This is a genomic window from Amycolatopsis mediterranei, assembly GCF_026017845.1.
Taxonomy (GTDB): Bacteria; Actinomycetota; Actinomycetes; order Mycobacteriales; family Pseudonocardiaceae; genus Amycolatopsis; species Amycolatopsis mediterranei.
The window spans coordinates 1,899,566-1,915,876 of sequence record NZ_CP100416.1 but is presented as its reverse complement, the minus strand read 5'-3'; the positions used below and the strand labels follow the sequence as shown (position 1 = coordinate 1,915,876).

Below are 16,311 nucleotides of genomic sequence, written 5' to 3'. Positions count from 1 at the left end.
CCCCGAACGCGAAAGGCCCTACGCCGGCTCGGCGTAGGGCCCTTCCGATGTCGCCGGTGTTACTTCTTGGCGGCCGAGGTGCGCTTGGCCGGGCCTTGGCGCTATTGACCGTGTTCCCGAACGCGAAAGGGCCCTACGCCGGTTCGGCGTAGGGCCCTTCCGATGTCGCCGGTGTTACTTCTTGGCGGCCGAGGTGCGCTTGGCCGGGGCCTTGGCGGCGGCCGGCTTCTTGGCCGCGGCGGTCTTCGTCGCGGCCGGCTTGGCGGCGGCCGTCTTCGCCCGCGAGGTGGTCGCCTTCGCCGTGGTGGCCTTGGCCGCCGTGGTCTTCGGCGCCGCCGTGGCCGCGGCGGGCTTGGTGGCGGCGGGCTTGGTGGCGGCGGTCGCCTTGGCGGCCGGCTTCGCCGCGGTGGCGCGGGTCCGCGTGGTCGTCGCGGCCGGCTTGGCCGCCGCCGCGCGGGTGGTGGTGCGGGTCGTCGTGGCCTTGGCCGGCGCGGCGGCCGCAGCGGTCTTGGTGGCCGTCGCCCGCGTGCCGGTGGCGGTCCGCTTGACCGGGGTCGCCTTCGGGAGCTTCTTGGTGCCGGAGATGACGTCCTTGAACGTGGTGCCGGCACGGAACGCGGGCACGTTGGTCTTCTTCACCTTCACGGCCTCACCGGTGCGCGGGTTCCGCGCCGTACGAGCGGCGCGAGCGCGCTTCTCGAACACCCCGAAGCCGGTGATGTTGACCTTCTCGCCCTTGTTGACCGTCCGGATGATGATGTCCACCAAGCCGTCCACGGCCTGCGCAGCCACCTTCTTGTCATCGCCCAGACGCTCCGACAGCGCCTCGATCAGCTGGGCCTTGTTCGTCATTCCAGTCCTCCAAAGTGGAACTACCAGTCAGGCCCATCTCGGCCGACACGCGCAGAGTATTACCTGCGGGCCCAAGAAATCCAAGCACAGCGCACTCGAACTCCGTTGTGTCGCGGCGGGATCCGGCAAAGTCCTCATAGGACAGGACAGGCCCGGCAATCGAACAATTGGTCGACTTCTCCGAAAGGTGCCCGCAGAAGACGCCGTCGGCCGCAGCTCGCGCCGGACACGAAAGCGGCGGTGATCGAAAAGTGCGCGTTCGACGAGATCGACAGCAACCGATCCGGGGCCGCGACAGCGACACGTTCGACACCCACCCGCTCACCAAGCACGTCCACGGGGCCGCTGATGAGGTGACGAGCACCCCGTGATCACTTGCCCAAGACGGCTCGAGCCGCGGAAAGGATCTTCGACGCCAGGGCAGCTACACAGCACAAAGCGGGACTGACCTCGGTCAATCCCGCTTGCGTGGATGCTGCTGGTACCCCCGATGGGATTCGAACCCACGCTACCGGCGTGAGAGGCCGGCGTCCTAGGCCGCTAGACGACGGGGGCTTAGGATCTTCCCTGGTTTCCCAGGGGCTTTTCGGTTTTTCTTGCTGGAGAGAACCTACCAGAAGCGATTTCCCGCTTCGCAGGGGGGTCACTCTCCGCAGCTGGGGTACCAGGACTCGAACCTAGACTAACTGGACCAGAACCAGTCGTGCTGCCAATTACACCATACCCCAGTGAGGTACTGCTCCGGCTGGGCCGGTTCAGCACCGCACGAGGAGAAATACTAGAGCACGCCGTTCCGGACGGTGAACGCGGGGGTGCCACTGCCACGCTGGGCCGGGACCCCGATCGTGGCGTACTCCGAAACCAGCAGCTCAGGCAGCTCGGCGAGACCGGCCACCGTGTGGACGCCCTCCGGGGCGTGCTCGCCGATGCGGTCGCGGTCGAGCCAGACCGCGCCCAGGCCCGCGTCACGGGCGCCGATCGCGTCGGTGTCCAGTTTGTCGCCGACGTGGACCGCCTGGGCCGGGGCGCAGCCCAGTCCCAGGCACACCGTGTGGAACATCACCGGGTCGGGCTTGGCCACCCCGAGCTCGCCGGCGATCGCAACGTGATCGAAGAACGGCGCCAGGCCCAGGTCGGCGATTTTCTTCCGCTGGTGGCCACCCGAGGCGTTCGTCACCGCGGCCAGCATCAGGCCGGCGGCGCGCAGCCATTCCAGGCAGTCGAGGACGTCGTCGAACAGCTGCCACGAGTGGTCGAGCAGCTCCCGGCGACGGCGCTCGAAGGAACTCACCTGCTCGGCGTCGGCGAGGATGCCGATTTCGGCGAGGAAGCAGTCGGTGCGCCGCTGGTGCATCGTCCGGTAGTCGAGTTCGCCCGCGACGACGAGGGCGACGTGTTCTTCGGTGATGAGGTCCCACAACGGCCACAGGTCACCCCGGCCGGTGAGGATGTGGAGGCTCCGGCGGATCGCCGCGGTGCAGTCGATGAGCGTGTCGTCGATGTCCAGGCACACCAGCCGGAGCTCGGGCGGCGCCCAGGGCTCGGACGCCGCCGCGGCGGGCGAGGCGGTTCGCGACGGGGTCCGGGGTGCCAGGGCGAAATCCACCCAGTGAGGCTAGGGCAACCGCCGCGTTCGCGACGCTGCCAAAGAGGTGATTGCCGCTCGCCTGTTCCGGCGCACCGGCTCTACTCCCAGTTGGCGTACCGTCCCCATTCGGTTATCCGGCCGCACGCACCCGCCGAGCCGGCTCTTCCCGGACAGCAATCGATTCCCGGGCGAAACCCTTGTCCCGCTTGGGGATCCGCTCCGTCCACAAGGGCACTTCCGCAGACCGCAGCCGAAGCCGCGCGAAGCCGGTACACCGTCGACCAACTGTCGCGTTTGGACGGTTTTCGACCACCGGACGTGGACGCGAGGCCGTCGCCCGATCAGCGTATCTCCGCTCACACCCCTTGACGGCGGTGCCGCGCGGGTGCATCCTCAAGTTATTCAACAAGCGATGAATAAGGGAGATGGTCGAGATGACCGAGCGCACGAGCTGCGTCGTCATCGGTGGCGGGCCGGCCGGGATGGTCACGGGGCTGCTGCTGGCCCGGGCCGGCGTCGAGGTGACAGTGCTGGAGAAGCACGCCGATTTCCTGCGCGACTTCCGTGGGGACACGGTGCACCCGTCGACGTTGACGCTGCTCGACGAGCTGGGCCTCGGCGAGCGGTTCCACGCGTTGCCGCACAGCGAGCTGACCTCGGCGGGCTTCCCCCAGGAGAACGGCGAGCTCATGAAACTGGCCGACTTCACCCGGCTGAAGGTGGCGCACCCCTACATCGCGATGGTGCCGCAGTGGGACTTCCTCGACCTGCTCGCCGAAAGCGCGCGCAAGGAGCCGACGTTCGTCCAGCGGATGGAGACCGAGTGCACCGGCCTGGTCCGCGAGCACGGCCGGGTCGCCGGCATCACCTACCGCACGAGCGCCGGGGAAATCGGCGAAATCCGCGCCGACCTGGTCATCGCTGCCGACGGCCGCTGGTCGCTGGCCCGCCGCGAGGCCGGCCTGGTGCCGCGGGAGTACGACTGCCCGTTCGACGTCTGGTGGTTCCGGCTCTCGCGCGGCGACGACGAAGCGGGCACCATGCTGCTGCCGAAGATGCGGGACCGCCGCTTCGCGGTGCCCCTCCCCCGGCCGGACTTCTACCAGGTCGCCTACCTCGCGCCGAAGGGCGAAGACCTGCGCGCCCACGGCATCGAGGCGTTCCGGGAGAACGTGGCGCAGATCTGCCCCGAGTTCACCGACCGGGTGCACGAGCTGGCGGCGATGGACGACGTCAAGTTCCTCGACGTGCGGCTCAACCTGCTGCGCCAGTGGCACGTCGACGGGCTGCTGTGCATCGGCGACGCGGCGCACGCGATGTCCCCGATCGGCGGCGTGGGCATCAACCTGGCGGTGCAGGACGCGGTCGCGGCGGCGACGCTGCTGGCCGAGCCGCTGCGCCGGGGCCGTCCGACGCCGGCCGAGCTGGCGAAGGTGCGCGCGCGCCGCCTCGCGCCGACGCTGCTGGTGCAGGGGCTGCAGCGGCTGCTGCACCGGACGGTGGTGCGCGGGGTGATGAGCGGCAAGCGCAACGGCCCGCCGGCGCCGATGATCAAGGCGTTCGCCCGGTTCCCGCGCCTGTCGTACTTCCCGGCCCGCTTGCTGGGCCTGGGCCTGCGCCCGGAGCACGCCCCGGCCTTCGCGCGACGGGCGATGGAGCCGGCGCAGCGCTGACGAACCACCGAAGGCCACCCGGCATGGGGTGCCTTCGGTGAAGCGGCTCGATCCGGGCCGAGCGGGTCTAGACGTCCTCGACCGGGTTGGTCAGGGTGCCGATGCCTTCGATGGTGATCGAGACGCTCTGGCCGCCCTCGATCGGGCCGACGCCCTCGGGCGTGCCGGTCAGGATGAGGTCGCCGGGCAGCAGCGTCATGACGCCGGAGACGAACTCGACCAGCTCGGGGATCCGGTGGACGAGGTCGGACGTGCGGCCGTCCTGCTTGAGCTCGCCGTCGACCTCGGCCCGCAGGGAGAGGTCGGAGGCGTCGATCGAGGTCTCGATCCACGGGCCGATCGGGCAGAAGGTGTCGAAGCCCTTGGCGCGGCCCCACTGGCCGTCGGACTTCTGCAGGTCGCGGGCGCTGACGTCGTTGGCGACGGTGTAGCCGAGGATGACGCTCGCGGCGCGGGCGGCCGGGACGTTCTTCACCGGCTGCCCGATGACGATCGCGAGCTCGCCCTCGAAGTCGACCCGGCCGATGCCCGACGGGCGGCGGATGGCCGCGTTGGGCCCGATGATGGTCGTCGACGGCTTGATGAACAGCATCGGCTCACCGGGCACGTCGTTGCCGAACTCGGCCGCGTGCTTGGCGTAGTTGCGGCCGACGGCGATCACCTTCGACGGCAGGATCGGCGCGAGCAGCCGCACGTCGGCCAGCGGCCACCGCTTGCCGGTGAAGTTCGGCTGGCCGAAGGGGTGCTCGGCGATTTCGAGGACCTGGGCGTCGTCGCCGTCGCCTTCGATCGAGGCGAACGCGACACCACCGGGATGGGCAATTCGGGCTAGGCGCACGCGGCCAGTCTACGTGCGCCCGCCCGGCCACCTCCGGGGGTTCCGGGTGGTGGAGCCCCCGGCCCGGGTCACCGTGACTCAGGCCACGGTGGTGCTCTTGTGCACGAGCGCGTCGCACAGCGCCAGCCAGCTGGCCTCGACGATGTTGCCGTGCACGCCCACGGTGGTCCACTCGCGCTCGCCGTCGGTGCTCTCGACCAGCACGCGCGTCACCGCGTCGGTGCCCGGGTGACCCTGGAGGATGCGCACCTTGTAGTCGGCCAGGTCCACACTGTCCAACCAGGACAGGTGCGGCGACAGCGCCTTCCGCAGGGCGGCGTCGAGCGCGTGCACCGGCCCGATGCCCTCGGCGGTGGCGATGACGCGTTGCCCGCCGACGTGCACCTTGACGGTGGCTTCGGCCATGACCTCGCCGTCCGGGCGGTGGTCGAGGACCACCCGGTAGGACTCCAGCTCGAACGGGGCCTCCGCCGGGACGTCGGCCTCCTGGCGCAGCAGGAGCTCCAGGGAGGCGTCGGCGGCCTCGAAGGACCAGCCTTCGGCCTCGAGCCGCTTGACCTTGGTGATCGCGCTCGTCAGCGCTTCGGGCCGGCCGGCAAGGTCGACCCCGAGCTCACGTCCCTTGAGCTCGAGGCTGGCCCTGCCGGCCATCTCGGTGACCAGTACCCGCATGTCGTTGCCGACGGAAGACGGATCGATGTGGTTGTACAGCAACGGATCCACCTTGATCGCGCTCGCGTGCAGTCCCGCCTTGTGGGCGAAAGCCGACGCCCCTACGTAAGCCTGGTGGGTGTAGGGGGCGAGGTTGGCGATTTCGGCAAGGGCGTGGGAGACCCGGGTGAGTTCGGCGGCGCCTCCGGTCGGGAGGACGTCGAGGCCGAGCTTGGTCACCAGGTTTCCCGTCACGGCGAAGAGGTCGGCGTTGCCGGCCCGCTCCCCGTAACCGTTGGCGGTGCACTGGACGTGCGTCACGCCGGCCTGCACCGCGGCGACGGAGTTCGCCACGGCGCAGGAAGTGTCGTCCTGACAGTGGATCCCGAGCCGGAATCCCGTCTTTTCCTTGACGGCCCGCACGGTCTCGGCGAGCCCGAGCGGCAGCTGGCCGCCGTTGGTGTCGCAGAGCACGAGGACGTCGGCGCCCGCGTGGGCGGCGGCGTCGAGGACCCGGAGCGAGGTCTCGGGGGAATGCGCGTAGCCGTCGAAGAAGTGCTCGGCGTCGAGGAAGACCCGCCGGCCTTCTTTCGTGAGGAACTCGACGGTGTCTTTCACCATCGCGCAGGCTTCGTCGACATCGACGCGCAGAGCCCGTTCGATGTGGCGGAGGTCGGACTTGGCGACGAGGGTGATGACCGGCGCTTCGCTGTCGAGCAGGGCCCGGACCTGCGGATCGGCGTCGGCGGTGGTGCCGGCCTTGCGCGTCGCGCCGAAGGCGACGAGCGCGGCGTGGTGGAGCTTCAGTTCGCCTTTCGCGGCGCGGGCGAAGAATTCGGTGTCCTTGGGGAGCGCCCCGGGCCAGCCGCCTTCGATGAACCCGACCCCCAGCTCGTCCAGCAGCCGCGCGACGGCGAGCTTGTCCTGGACGGAGTAGGAGATGCCCTCTCGCTGCGCACCGTCGCGCAGGGTGGTGTCGTAGAGGTGGAAGGCGTCGCCGAGCGGAGTATCGGCGGGCTCCTTGCGGGTCACGGTCTTCTCCTAGCGTTTCCTGGCGTTTCAAGGCAACAAAAAAACCTCCCGCATGGGTGCGAGAGGTTGCGCGCCGGGGGCTCTTGTGGAGCTATCGTCCGGCGCGCTCGTCGATAATGATCGCGAAGCTGGTCATGCTCGCATCATGCCACAGCATTCGCGGCCAAGTCCAGAAGCTGGGCGAAGCTCCCACCATCCGGGAAGCTTCCCCGATGCGTTTTGCAGTTCCTGATCAAGGAGCCGCACGATCACCGGAGGGTGTCACCGGGCCTGCCGCTGTCCGAGGAAGCAGGGCGGCGGAGTCACCCCTCCACTCTTTTCACAGCCATCAGGCCCCCAAGACATGCCCCACCGCACCCTGGGGGCTGACCCCGGTCCAGTCTATCGCCACCCCCCGACAGAACCGCCCGAAAAACCGCTCAGCCGCTCACTTCTCCACATCACGGCAGCATTGTGGACAACCCCGCCAACCCCCGCAGCCAGGGCACGAAAAAGCCCCGCACCCAGGCAGCAGGTGCGGGGCTTTCCCGAAGGATCAACCAGTACGCACGTTCGACGAAACCAGCGCCGCCAGCCGGTCACCGATGGCCTGCGTGGCCCCCGGCGACGCCTGGTCCCGCGTGGCCAGATCGAACGCCACCGACGCCTCGATCCGTCGCGCCGCTTCCTTCTGCCCCAGGTGGTCCAGCAGCAGCGCCACCGAAAGCACCGCTGCCGTCGGGTCCGCCAGCCCCTGGCCCGCGATGTCCGGCGCCGAACCGTGCACCGGCTCGAACATGCTCGGGTTGCGGCGGGTCATGTCCAGGTTGCCGCTGGCCGCCAGGCCGATGCCGCCGGTCACCGCGGCCGCGAGGTCGGTGATGATGTCGCCGAACAGGTTGTCCGTCACGATCACGTCGAACCGGGACGGGTCCGTCACCAGGTGGATGGTCGCCGCGTCCACATGGGAGTACGCGACCGTCACGTCCGGGTGCTCCAGCGAAACCTCTTCGACGATCCGCGACCAGAGCGAACCGGCGAACGAGAGCACGTTGGTCTTGTGCACCAGCGTCAGGTGCTTGCGCGGCCGCGCCTCGGCCCGGCTGAACGCGTCCGCCACCACGCGCCGGACGCCGAACGCCGTGTTGACGCTGACCTCCGTCGCGATCTCGTGCTCGGTGTCCTTGCGGATCAGGCCGCCGGTGCCCGCGTACGGGCCTTCGGTGCCTTCGCGCACGACGACCATGTCGACGTCGCCCGCGTCGGCCAGCGGTCCCCGGACACCCGGGTACAGCCGCGCCGGGCGCAGGTTGACGTGGTGGTCCATTTCGAACCGCAGGCGCAGCAGCAGGCCGCGCTCCAGGATCCCGCTCGGCACCGAGGGGTCGCCGACCGCGCCCAGCAGGATCGCGTCGTGCTGACGGAGCTCGCCGAGGACCGATTCCGGGAGCAGCTCGCCCGTCGAGTGCCATCGCGCGGCGCCGAGGTCGTAGTTCGTGATCTCCGCCGTCGGTACTACCTCGCCGAGCACCTTCAGCGCCTCGGAGACCACCTCGGGCCCGATCCCGTCTCCTGGGATCACCGCGAGCCGCATCCACACACCTCCGTCGACCGGACCACCGGCCGCACCGATGGCCCACCGCAACAAAACGCCAGCAGCCGGAAGGTTACCGGCCGTAGACAAACTGCCGTAGCCGCACCACCCTTATGCCGCATCCTCCCGCAGGGTGAGACACCCAATCGGGTGAACAGCAGCGGGGCGCCCCCGGCGGAAATCCGCCGGAGACGCCCCTGGTCCTGCAGGAATCGATCTTGCCGGGACCTAGCGGCGACCAGGCCCGATCGGCTGACGCTCGTTCCCCGGCCGGGCGCCCTGGGTCGCGTCCACCTTGACCACGTTCGCCCGGTTGCCCGCGGCGTTGTGGTGCTCGATGGCCAGCAGCCCGAGGGCGTTGTCGGCCGCGGCCGACGCCGCGTTCCGCGTGACGACCAGCGCCGTGCCCGGCTTCGCGACGTAGCCCAGCGCGGCGTCGCCGCCGCCCTGCACCGCGTAGCCCGGCGCGAGCGCGTCGAACGAAAGCGGCGTGCCGACGTAGTCGATCAGCCCGTTCGTCGTGCCCGGCGCGACGTAGAAACCGCTCACGCCCACCGTGTAGGAGATGCGGTGGCTGTCGGCGTTGGCGTCGATGCCCAGCGCGGCCAGCGAAACCGGCAGCGTGAGCACGTTCGTGTCGAACACGTTGGTGTCGACGTCGCCGAGCTGGCCGTTGACCGCCTGGACGTCGACGGTCGGGAAGCCCGGGGTCAGCGCGACCGTGTTGGCCAGGAGCACGTCGGTCGACGTCGCCTTGGTCACGTAGGTCTCGAAGTCCGGCTGCCCGTCCCCGGTCGTGTCGATGTCGACGAACGGCGAGGTGTTGCTGCCGATGTTCGCCCAGTCACCCCAGGTGGACAGGCCGAACGCGAGGATCGCGTTCTCCGGCTCGCCCTGGGCCTTCGCCAGCGGAGCGGTCGAAGCCGCGCCGATGTAGCGGAGGTCGCCGCCCTTGGCCGTCTTGTTCAGCGTGCAGTCGGTGACCACGTCCGCGTCGCACTCGGGCAGCTGCGGGGACTCCGCCTGCAGCTCGAGCACGCTGATCAGCGAGCGGTACCGCTGCGCGCCGGCCCCCTGGTCGACACCCTTGCCGGTCAGGTTGAGCACGGCCTGGGTCGCGTCCGGGGCGAACTTCACCGACGGCGGCGTCGAAATCGTCGACACCGGCTTCGGGGCGGAGTAGACCGACACCCGCAGCGGCACCGTGGCCCCGCTGGTGGGCGTGAAGGCGACGCGCCCGGAGGCGTCCGCGACGAACTGCCGGGCCAGACCGGCCTGGGTGGCCTGCATGGTCGGGTCCATGACCTTGCGCAGCGCCTTCGGGTCGGTGATCTTCAGCGTCACCTTGACCTTGGCGGTGCCGCGCGGGGTCAGCTTCACCGTCGGCTTGTCCACTGTGTACTCGACGCCCGGCAGCGCGTTGACCGCCTGGTAGGCCACCGAGTACTCGGCGGGCGTGACGCCCTTGTTGACGAGCTTGATCGTCTTCGACAGCGTCACCGGGCCGGACGCCTCGACCGTGCCGAAGCTGACGCTCACCGCGCCCGGGTCGTCGGCGACGTAGGCGAGCACCTGGTTGTCCAGCGCCGCCTTGGCGTCGATCCGGCCGCTGCCGACGCGCTGCGGCGCGTAGGTGTGCCCCGCGCCGTCGCCGACGTCGTGGCCGGCGGTGTCGATGACCGACGCCTTGACCTCCTCGACCGACCAGTCCGGGTGCGACTGGCGGACCAGCGCGGTGATACCCGTGGTGTGCGGGGCGGCCATCGACGTACCCGAGAGCACGGTCCGGCCGTTGCCGCTGCCGCGGAAGGCCGAGGTGATCGTGTCACCGGGCGCGGCGAGGTCCGGCTTGAGCGCCGGGCCCCGGGTGCCGCGCGAGGTGAACGAGCTCGGGGTGTCCACGATCGTCTTGTCGTAGGTCTGGATCGAGGCGCGGCCGGCGCCGAAGAGCCGGACCTGCAGCGTGCCCGCGGTGAGCGCGGCGCGCAGCGTCTTCGTGGCGGACCCGGTGAACTGGAACATCGGGATCGCCGCGTTGCCCGCGATGCCCGCGCTGAAGTGCTCCAAAGTGGACGAAAGGAGCGCACCCTTCGCCCCGGCGGCCTGCGCGTTGTTGGCACGGGCGGCCGAACCGCAGGCGCGGGTCGAGTCGTTGTCGTCCCACTCCAGCCAGACGAACTTGCCGGCGGCCTTCGCCTTGTCCTCGGCGGAGTACGGCGCGCAGCCCGCGGCGTTCGCCGCCGACAGGGCGACGACCGGCGCGGCCAGGTCGAGCGTGTCGTAGCCAGCGTAGTTCTGGCTGTACTGCCCGGTCTTCTGGCCCGCGGCGGTCGCCGGAGCCTTGACCTCGGCGGCGTCGCGGAGGATGCCCGCGTCGCGCGTGCTGGCGACGGTGAGCGCCTCGGGGGTGTTGCCAGGGGAGCCGGCGATGTCGTTGATGTCGCCGCCGTTGCCCGCGGAGATCACCGGCAGCACGTTGTTCGCGGCGAGCTTGCGCACGAACAGCGAATCCGGGTCGTCCGGCGCACCGAAGTCGGAGCCGAGCGAGAGGTTGACGATGTCGAGGTGGTCGGTGAAGTCGCCGTCGCCGTCCGGGTCGAGCGCCCAGTCCAGGGCCTGCGAGGTGACGTTCGTCGAACCCGTGCAGCCGAACACCTTGATCGCGTAGAGCAGCGACTTCGGCGCCGTGCCCGGGCCGATCTGCATCGCGTCGACCTTCTTGGCGTCGAGCTTCTTGTAGTCGCCCTTGAAGGTCTTGCCGTCGGCGGTGACGCCGAAGCCGCCGATGGTGCCGGCGACGTGCGTGCCGTGCTCCCCGCAGGCGAGCGGGTTCGGGTCCGGCTTCGGGGTGGTCTTGCCGGCCGTCGCGGCGTCGTAGTCGTTGCCGACGAGGTCGGTGCCGCCGACGACCTTGGCGCTCGGGAAGAGCGGGGTCGGCTTGGTGCTGTCGACGCCCTTGTAGGCGGCCTGCGTGCCGGGGCCGCCGAAGTCGGCGTGGGTGTAGTCGATGCCGTCGTCGATGACGCCGACGCGGACGCCGTCGCCGAACTTGCCGGTCTGCTGCCAGGCGGCGAGGGTGTTGGTCAGCTGCTCGGCGCTGGCGTTGGTGCGGGTCTTCGGCACGACCGTGCGCACCGCGACGACGTCCGCCCGCTTCGCGACCTCACGCAGCTTCGCGGCGTCGGCGGTGACGACCACGCCGGGAACGGCGTTGGCGGTCTGAGTGACGACCTGCGGCTGGGCGTTGCCCGCACGCAGCTGGTTCACGACGGAATCCACGGTGGCGGCGGTGTCGGCCTTGGCGGCGCGAGCGGCCCGCTTGGCCTGCTCCTTGCCCTGCGGTTGCGCGTCGGCGAACGCGTCGACGGCCGGCTTCTTGGCCAGCTCGACGAACGCGGTGACCCGGCCCTGCGCGGCCCCCAGGCGCGGCGACAGCTTCCCCTGCAGCTTCGCGTCGTCGATCTTGGCGGGTGCGACGCCGTCGGCGAGCGGCACGTCTTGAGTGGACACAGTGGCTGCGCTCGCCGACGGCGCCCCGAGCGCGGCCGCCAGAACGACGGCGAAGGCCGCCGTCGTGGCGCGCGCGGGGAGGCGGGATCTGCTCATGAGTCGGCCCCTTACTCGAGGTCTGGACCCGAACCTGCCTGCCGCTCCTGACACCCCCGACGGTGAAGCGCGGCACAGCGCCGTGCCCTCGACGACGCGTGGTTCAACCTCGCGGGGAGAACCTAATGCCCCAAAACACCTACTTACGTAGGCAAAGGACTCCGTTACGTGAATGTGATTGCGCACGAAGGCCCCCTGCCGGGTGACAGGGGGCCTTCGAAAGGGTTACGTCAGTTGAAGTCCACCGCACGAATCGTGTGCGCCCCGACCGAAGCCCCGATCGGCTCCAGCAGGTGCGCGTCGATGTGGCGGTCGACGCGCAGCAGCATCACCGCGTCCGAGCCGTCGGTGGTCTGGCTGATCTGCGCGGCCTCGATGTTGATGCCCGCTTCGCCCAGCAGCGTGCCGACCCGGCCCATCACGCCCGGGCGGTCCGGGTACTCGACCAGCAGCACAGTGCCTTCGGCACGCAGGTCGAAGCCGCGGCCGTTGACCTCCACCAGCTTCTCGACCTCGTCCAGGCCGGTGACCGAACCGGACACGGTCAGCACCGCGCCGTCGGCGTGCACCGCGCGGACGGTGACCAGGCTGCGGAACTTGGGGCTCTCCGGCTCGGTCTCGAGCTCGACCTGCACGCCCAGCTTCTCCGCCAGCTGCGGCGCGTTGACGAACGTGACCTGGTCCTCGACCACGCCGGTGAACACCCCGCGCAGCGCCGCCAGCTGCAGCACGCCGGTGTCCTCGTTGGAGATCTCGCCCTTGACCTGCACGGTCACCGACGTCGGCGACGTCGGGTTGAGCGCCGTCAGCAGCTGGCCGAGCTTCTGGACCAGCGACAGGTACGGGCGGACGTGCTCCCCGACGGCCCCGCCGCCGGAGACGTTCACCGCGTCCGGCACGAAGTCGCCGCGCAGGGCCAGCAGCACCGACTTCGCGACATCGGTGCCCGCGCGGTCCTGCGCCTCGGCCGTGGAGGCGCCCAGGTGCGGCGTCACGACGACGTTCTCCAGCTCGAACAGCGGGCTGGAGGTGGTCGGCTCGGTGACGAAGACGTCGACGCCGGCGCCGCCGACGTGGCCCGAGCGCAGCGCGTCGGCCAGGTCCTGCTCGACGATCAGCCCGCCGCGAGCGGCGTTCACGATGATGACGCCCGGCTTGGTCTTCTTCAGCGCCTCGGCGTCGATGAGGCCCTTGGTCTCCGGCGTCTTCGGCAGGTGGATGGAGATGGCGTCGGCGCGGGTCAGCAGCTCGTCGAGGGTGACGAGCTCGATGCCCAGCTGCGCGGCGCGGGCGGCCGAGACGTAGGGGTCGTAGGCGATGAGCTTCGTGTCGAAGGCGGCGAGGCGCTGGGCGAACAGCTGCCCGATCTTGCCGAGGCCGACCACACCGATGGTCTTGCCCTGCAGCTCGACGCCGGAGAACGAGCTGCGCTTCCACTCGCCGCCGCGGAGGCTCTGGTCGGCGGCCGGGACCCGGCGCGCGACCGCCAGCAGCAGGGCGACGGCGTGCTCGGCGGCGGAGACGATGTTCGACGTCGGCGCGTTGACGACCAGGACACCGCGCTCGGTCGCGGCGGGCACCTCGACGTTGTCGAGGCCGACACCCGCGCGGGCGACGACCTTGAGCTGCGTGGTGGCCGCGAAGACCTCGGCGTTCACCTGGGTGGCGGAGCGGACCAGGAGCGCGTCGGCGCTCTTCACCGCCTCGAGCAGCGCGGACCGGTCCGTGCCGTCGACGTGCCGGACCTCCACCTCGTCACCGAAGACACTCAGCACGGAGGGGGCGAGCTTTTCCGCGATGAGGACGACGGGCTTGCTGGGCTTGCTCACGATACGGCTCCCACTATCTGGTCATTTCCAGGACGCTCGGTGTCGACTGACGGTCAAAGCACGTCGTTGTGCCCCGGTCGAGGCGGAGTTTAACGCGCGCGCCGGACCTGTGGCGTCGTCTGGTGTTAACTCGCCCGCAATCCCTCGAAAACAAGAGCCAGCAACCGCTGCATGCCCCCTTCGCCGGGCAGGTGCCCGCCCGCCCAGGATGCCGCGTGCAGCAACAGAAGCAGCTCCTGGGCCGTGACGTCCTCGCGGAGTTCGCCCGCGCGCTTGGCACGTTCCACCAATTGGGAACCGACCTCGCGCATAGCGTGGCAGGATTCGTACAACCGGGATGATTCGTCGTTCAGCGCGTCCGCGGTGAGCTCGACCAGCCCGCGGAAGGTGCCGGTGGCGTCCCCGAGCCCGGCGAGCCAGGTCTGCAGGGCGTTCAGCGGCTCCGGGTGGGTCAGCAGTTCGCGCGCCCGCTCGGCCTGCGCGTCGAACCGGGCGCGCAGGAGCGTCTCGAGCAGCGCCTCCCGGGTCGGGAAGTGCCGGTAGAGCGTGCCGATGCCGACGCCGGCGCGGCGCGCGATCTCCTCCAGGGACGCCTCGACGCCGTGTTCGGCGAAGGCGCGCCGGGCCTCTTCGAGGAGGCGCTCGTAGTTGCGGCGGGCGTCCGCGCGCATCGGTTTCACGTCGGTCATCGCCTCCGGGACTTTACCGGGTAGCCAATCGGAGGCAGCCTCCGTATATTAACCGGAGGCAGCCTCATCTTACTGGAGGGAAGTTCGAGGATGACCCTGATCGAAGACACCCGGACCCGGATCGGCGCGATCGGCGCCTGGCTGCCGAGCGCGCCACTGGCCCCGCCCCCGGACGTCGAACGCGCGGCGACGCGACGGCTCGCCGACGCCGGCTACCGCTCGGTCTGGAGCGGCGAAGGACCCGGCACGCGCGAGGTGTTCGCCCACTTCGGCGACCTGCTCGCGTCCGTGTCGGACGTCGTGCTCGGCACCGGCATCGCGAACCTGTGGGCCCGGCGCGGGGCGACCGCGCAGAAGGGCGGCGCGACGCTGGCCCACGCCCACCCGGGCCGGTTCGTGCTCGGCATCGGCGCCGGGCACGCGTTCCAGGCCACGGAACTCGGCGAGGCATACCGGCCGATCGACCGGATGCGGGCCTATCTGTCCGAAATGGACGCGACGGAAGCCGGAAACCCGTCGCCGGTGGCATTTCCGCGAGTGCTGGCCGCCGTGGGGCCGAAGATGCTGGAGCTGTCCCGCGACCACGCGGACGGCGCGCACCCGTTCGCCCAGCCGGTCTCCCACACGCCGTACGCCCGACAGATCCTCGGGCCGGACAAGCTGCTGATCCCCCAGCAGACCGTGCTGCTCGGCAACCGCGAGGACGCCCGCCGGAGCGTGCGGCGCCGGGTGGCGCAATCGCGGGAGTACTCCGTCACCGTCTACCTCGCGGGCTGGAAACGGCTCGGGTACACCGAAGCCGACATCGCCGGGCCGAGCGACCGGTTCGTCGACGACCTCGTCCTCTGGGGCGACGCCCCGACCATCGCGAAACGCCTCGGCGAGGTGCTCGACGCGGGCGCGGACCACGTGCTGCTGACGCCGTCCGCGGCCACGTTCGAGTCCACTGTGGAAATGCTGCTCGAACTGGCCCCGGCGCTCCGATGAGCGTCGGCATCTGGCGGTTCTTCGACGGCGCCCCGATCGGCGCGGTCCGCGAAACGGCCGCCGAGGTGGAGGAACTCGGCTTCGACGCGCTCTGGTTCGGCGAGTACGCCGGCCGGGACGCGTTCACGCAGGCGGCGCTGCTGCTGGCGGCGACGTCCCGGCTCACCGTGGCCACCGGGATCGCGCGGTTCGACCGCCGCGCGCCGATCACGGCGGAGGCGGCGACCCGGGCGCTCGGCGAGGCCTACCCGGGCCGGTTCACCGTCGGCCTCGGCGGCCACTTCGCGGGCGCACGGCCGATTTCCGCGATGCGCGAGTACCTCGCCGGGATGGACGAGGCCGAGCTGCCCGCCCTGCCGCCGCCGTCGCCACGGCCCCGGCGGCTGCTCGCCGCGCTCGGTCCCCGGGCGCTCGACCTGGCCGCCGAACGGGCGGACGGCGCGCACCCGTACTTCGTCCCGCCGGAGCACACGGCGCTCGCGCGGGAACGGCTCGGCCCGGGCAAGTACCTGGCGGTCGAGCAGGCGGTGCTCCTCGACGTCCCGCCGGAGGCCGCCCGCGAAGCGGCGCGCGAGCACGTGGGCCTGTACGTCCGGCAGGCCCCGCACCACCAGGCGAACCTGCGCCGCCTCGGCTTCACCGACGCCGACCTGGCCGACGGCGGCAGCGACCGCCTGGTCGAGGCCATCGTCGCCACCGGCGAGCAGGCGGCGGCAACCCGGATCCAGGCCCACCTCGACGCGGGCGCCGACCACGTCTGCGTCCAGATCCTGGCCCGCACGGAAAAGTCCTACCGCCTCCTGGCCGACCTCCGCCCGTGACCGGAACGGACGACACGCGTACCTGCGCGGACGACACGCGCACCGGAACGGACGACAAGGTGGCCAAGCCGGCAAGCGCCGTGTCGTCCGTCCAGGTACGCGTGTCGTCCACCTGCGTACGCGTGTCGTCCGGCCAGGTACGCGTGTCGTCCGCCGGGGTAGGGTGGCGGGG

11 protein-coding genes and 2 tRNA genes are annotated in these 16,311 nt (G+C 70.6%); 3 read left to right on the top strand and 10 right to left on the bottom strand.

All coding sequences use genetic code 11. From position 1 onward, the window contains the following. Positions 1–174 precede the first annotated feature (174 nt). The 4 genes from ISP_RS09145 to ISP_RS09130 form a co-directional block, all read right to left on the bottom strand. Positions 175–852, bottom strand: a complete 678-nt coding sequence (locus ISP_RS09145) for an HU family DNA-binding protein (RefSeq protein ID WP_013223597.1) — start codon at positions 850–852, stop codon at positions 175–177. A gap of 479 nt (positions 853–1,331) precedes the next feature. Further along, positions 1,332–1,407, bottom strand: a tRNA-Glu gene (locus tag ISP_RS09140). 101 nt (positions 1,408–1,508) lie between these two features. After that, positions 1,509–1,580, bottom strand: a tRNA-Gln gene (locus ISP_RS09135). Between the two features lie 50 nt (positions 1,581–1,630). Continuing rightward, a complete protein-coding gene (locus tag ISP_RS09130) occupies positions 1,631–2,458 on the bottom strand; it encodes an HAD family hydrolase (protein WP_013223596.1) in 828 nt (275 codons plus the stop codon). 407 nt (positions 2,459–2,865) lie between these two features. Here ISP_RS09130 and ISP_RS09125 point away from each other — a divergent pair, with 407 nt between their 5' ends. Then, a complete protein-coding gene (locus tag ISP_RS09125; RefSeq protein WP_013223595.1) occupies positions 2,866–4,113 on the top strand; it encodes an FAD-dependent oxidoreductase in 1,248 nt (415 codons plus the stop codon). Positions 4,114–4,180: 67 nt separating this feature from the next. On the opposite strand, the gene ISP_RS09120 is transcribed toward ISP_RS09125, so the two are convergent. The 6 genes from ISP_RS09120 to ISP_RS09095 form a co-directional block, all read right to left on the bottom strand. Beyond that, a complete protein-coding gene (locus ISP_RS09120; RefSeq protein ID WP_013223594.1) occupies positions 4,181–4,951 on the bottom strand; it encodes a fumarylacetoacetate hydrolase family protein in 771 nt (256 codons plus the stop codon). A 78-nt stretch (positions 4,952–5,029) separates the two neighbouring features. Beyond that, positions 5,030–6,634: a citramalate synthase gene (cimA, locus tag ISP_RS09115; RefSeq protein WP_013223593.1), complete on the bottom strand. Its 1,605-nt coding sequence runs from the start codon at positions 6,632–6,634 to the stop codon at positions 5,030–5,032. A gap of 535 nt (positions 6,635–7,169) precedes the next feature. Continuing rightward, positions 7,170–8,207, bottom strand: coding sequence for a 3-isopropylmalate dehydrogenase (locus ISP_RS09110; protein WP_013223592.1), 1,038 nt, complete (start codon positions 8,205–8,207; stop codon positions 7,170–7,172). Between the two features lie 228 nt (positions 8,208–8,435). Next, complete coding sequence (locus ISP_RS09105) at positions 8,436–11,813, bottom strand: S8 family serine peptidase (protein ID WP_014466704.1); 3,378 nt, start codon at positions 11,811–11,813, stop codon at positions 8,436–8,438. Between the two features lie 230 nt (positions 11,814–12,043). Further along, the gene (gene serA / locus ISP_RS09100; protein WP_013223590.1) at positions 12,044–13,642 is read right to left on the bottom strand and encodes a phosphoglycerate dehydrogenase; all 1,599 of its coding nucleotides are present in this window, start codon (positions 13,640–13,642) and stop codon (positions 12,044–12,046) included. A gap of 125 nt (positions 13,643–13,767) precedes the next feature. Continuing rightward, positions 13,768–14,331: a TetR/AcrR family transcriptional regulator gene (locus ISP_RS09095; protein WP_013223589.1), complete on the bottom strand. Its 564-nt coding sequence runs from the start codon at positions 14,329–14,331 to the stop codon at positions 13,768–13,770. Positions 14,332–14,421: 90 nt separating this feature from the next. Here ISP_RS09095 and ISP_RS09090 point away from each other — a divergent pair, with 90 nt between their 5' ends. Continuing rightward, positions 14,422–15,318, top strand: coding sequence for a TIGR03620 family F420-dependent LLM class oxidoreductase (locus ISP_RS09090; RefSeq protein ID WP_013223588.1), 897 nt, complete (start codon positions 14,422–14,424; stop codon positions 15,316–15,318). Continuing rightward, positions 15,315–16,139 (top strand): TIGR03620 family F420-dependent LLM class oxidoreductase, encoded by an 825-nt coding sequence (locus ISP_RS09085; protein WP_013223587.1) that lies wholly within the window; start codon positions 15,315–15,317, stop codon positions 16,137–16,139. The genes ISP_RS09090 and ISP_RS09085 overlap by 4 nt, the downstream gene beginning before the upstream one ends. Positions 16,140–16,311: the final 172 nt, after the last annotated feature.

What these genes read in the sequence shown, in the direction of transcription:
- ISP_RS09110 (WP_013223592.1), bottom strand. Translation starts at nt 8,207, where the DNA reads ATGCGGCTCGCGGTGATCCCAGGAGACGGGATCGGGCCCGAGGTGGTC.
- ISP_RS09090 (WP_013223588.1), top strand. Translation starts at nt 14,422, where the DNA reads ATGACCCTGATCGAAGACACCCGGACCCGGATCGGCGCGATCGGCGCC.
- ISP_RS09085 (WP_013223587.1), top strand. Translation starts at nt 15,315, where the DNA reads ATGAGCGTCGGCATCTGGCGGTTCTTCGACGGCGCCCCGATCGGCGCG.
- ISP_RS09125 (WP_013223595.1), top strand. Translation starts at nt 2,866, where the DNA reads ATGGTCGAGATGACCGAGCGCACGAGCTGCGTCGTCATCGGTGGCGGG.
- ISP_RS09145 (WP_013223597.1), bottom strand. Translation starts at nt 852, where the DNA reads ATGACGAACAAGGCCCAGCTGATCGAGGCGCTGTCGGAGCGTCTGGGC.
- ISP_RS09095 (WP_013223589.1), bottom strand. Translation starts at nt 14,331, where the DNA reads ATGACCGACGTGAAACCGATGCGCGCGGACGCCCGCCGCAACTACGAG.
- ISP_RS09105 (WP_014466704.1), bottom strand. Translation starts at nt 11,813, where the DNA reads ATGAGCAGATCCCGCCTCCCCGCGCGCGCCACGACGGCGGCCTTCGCC.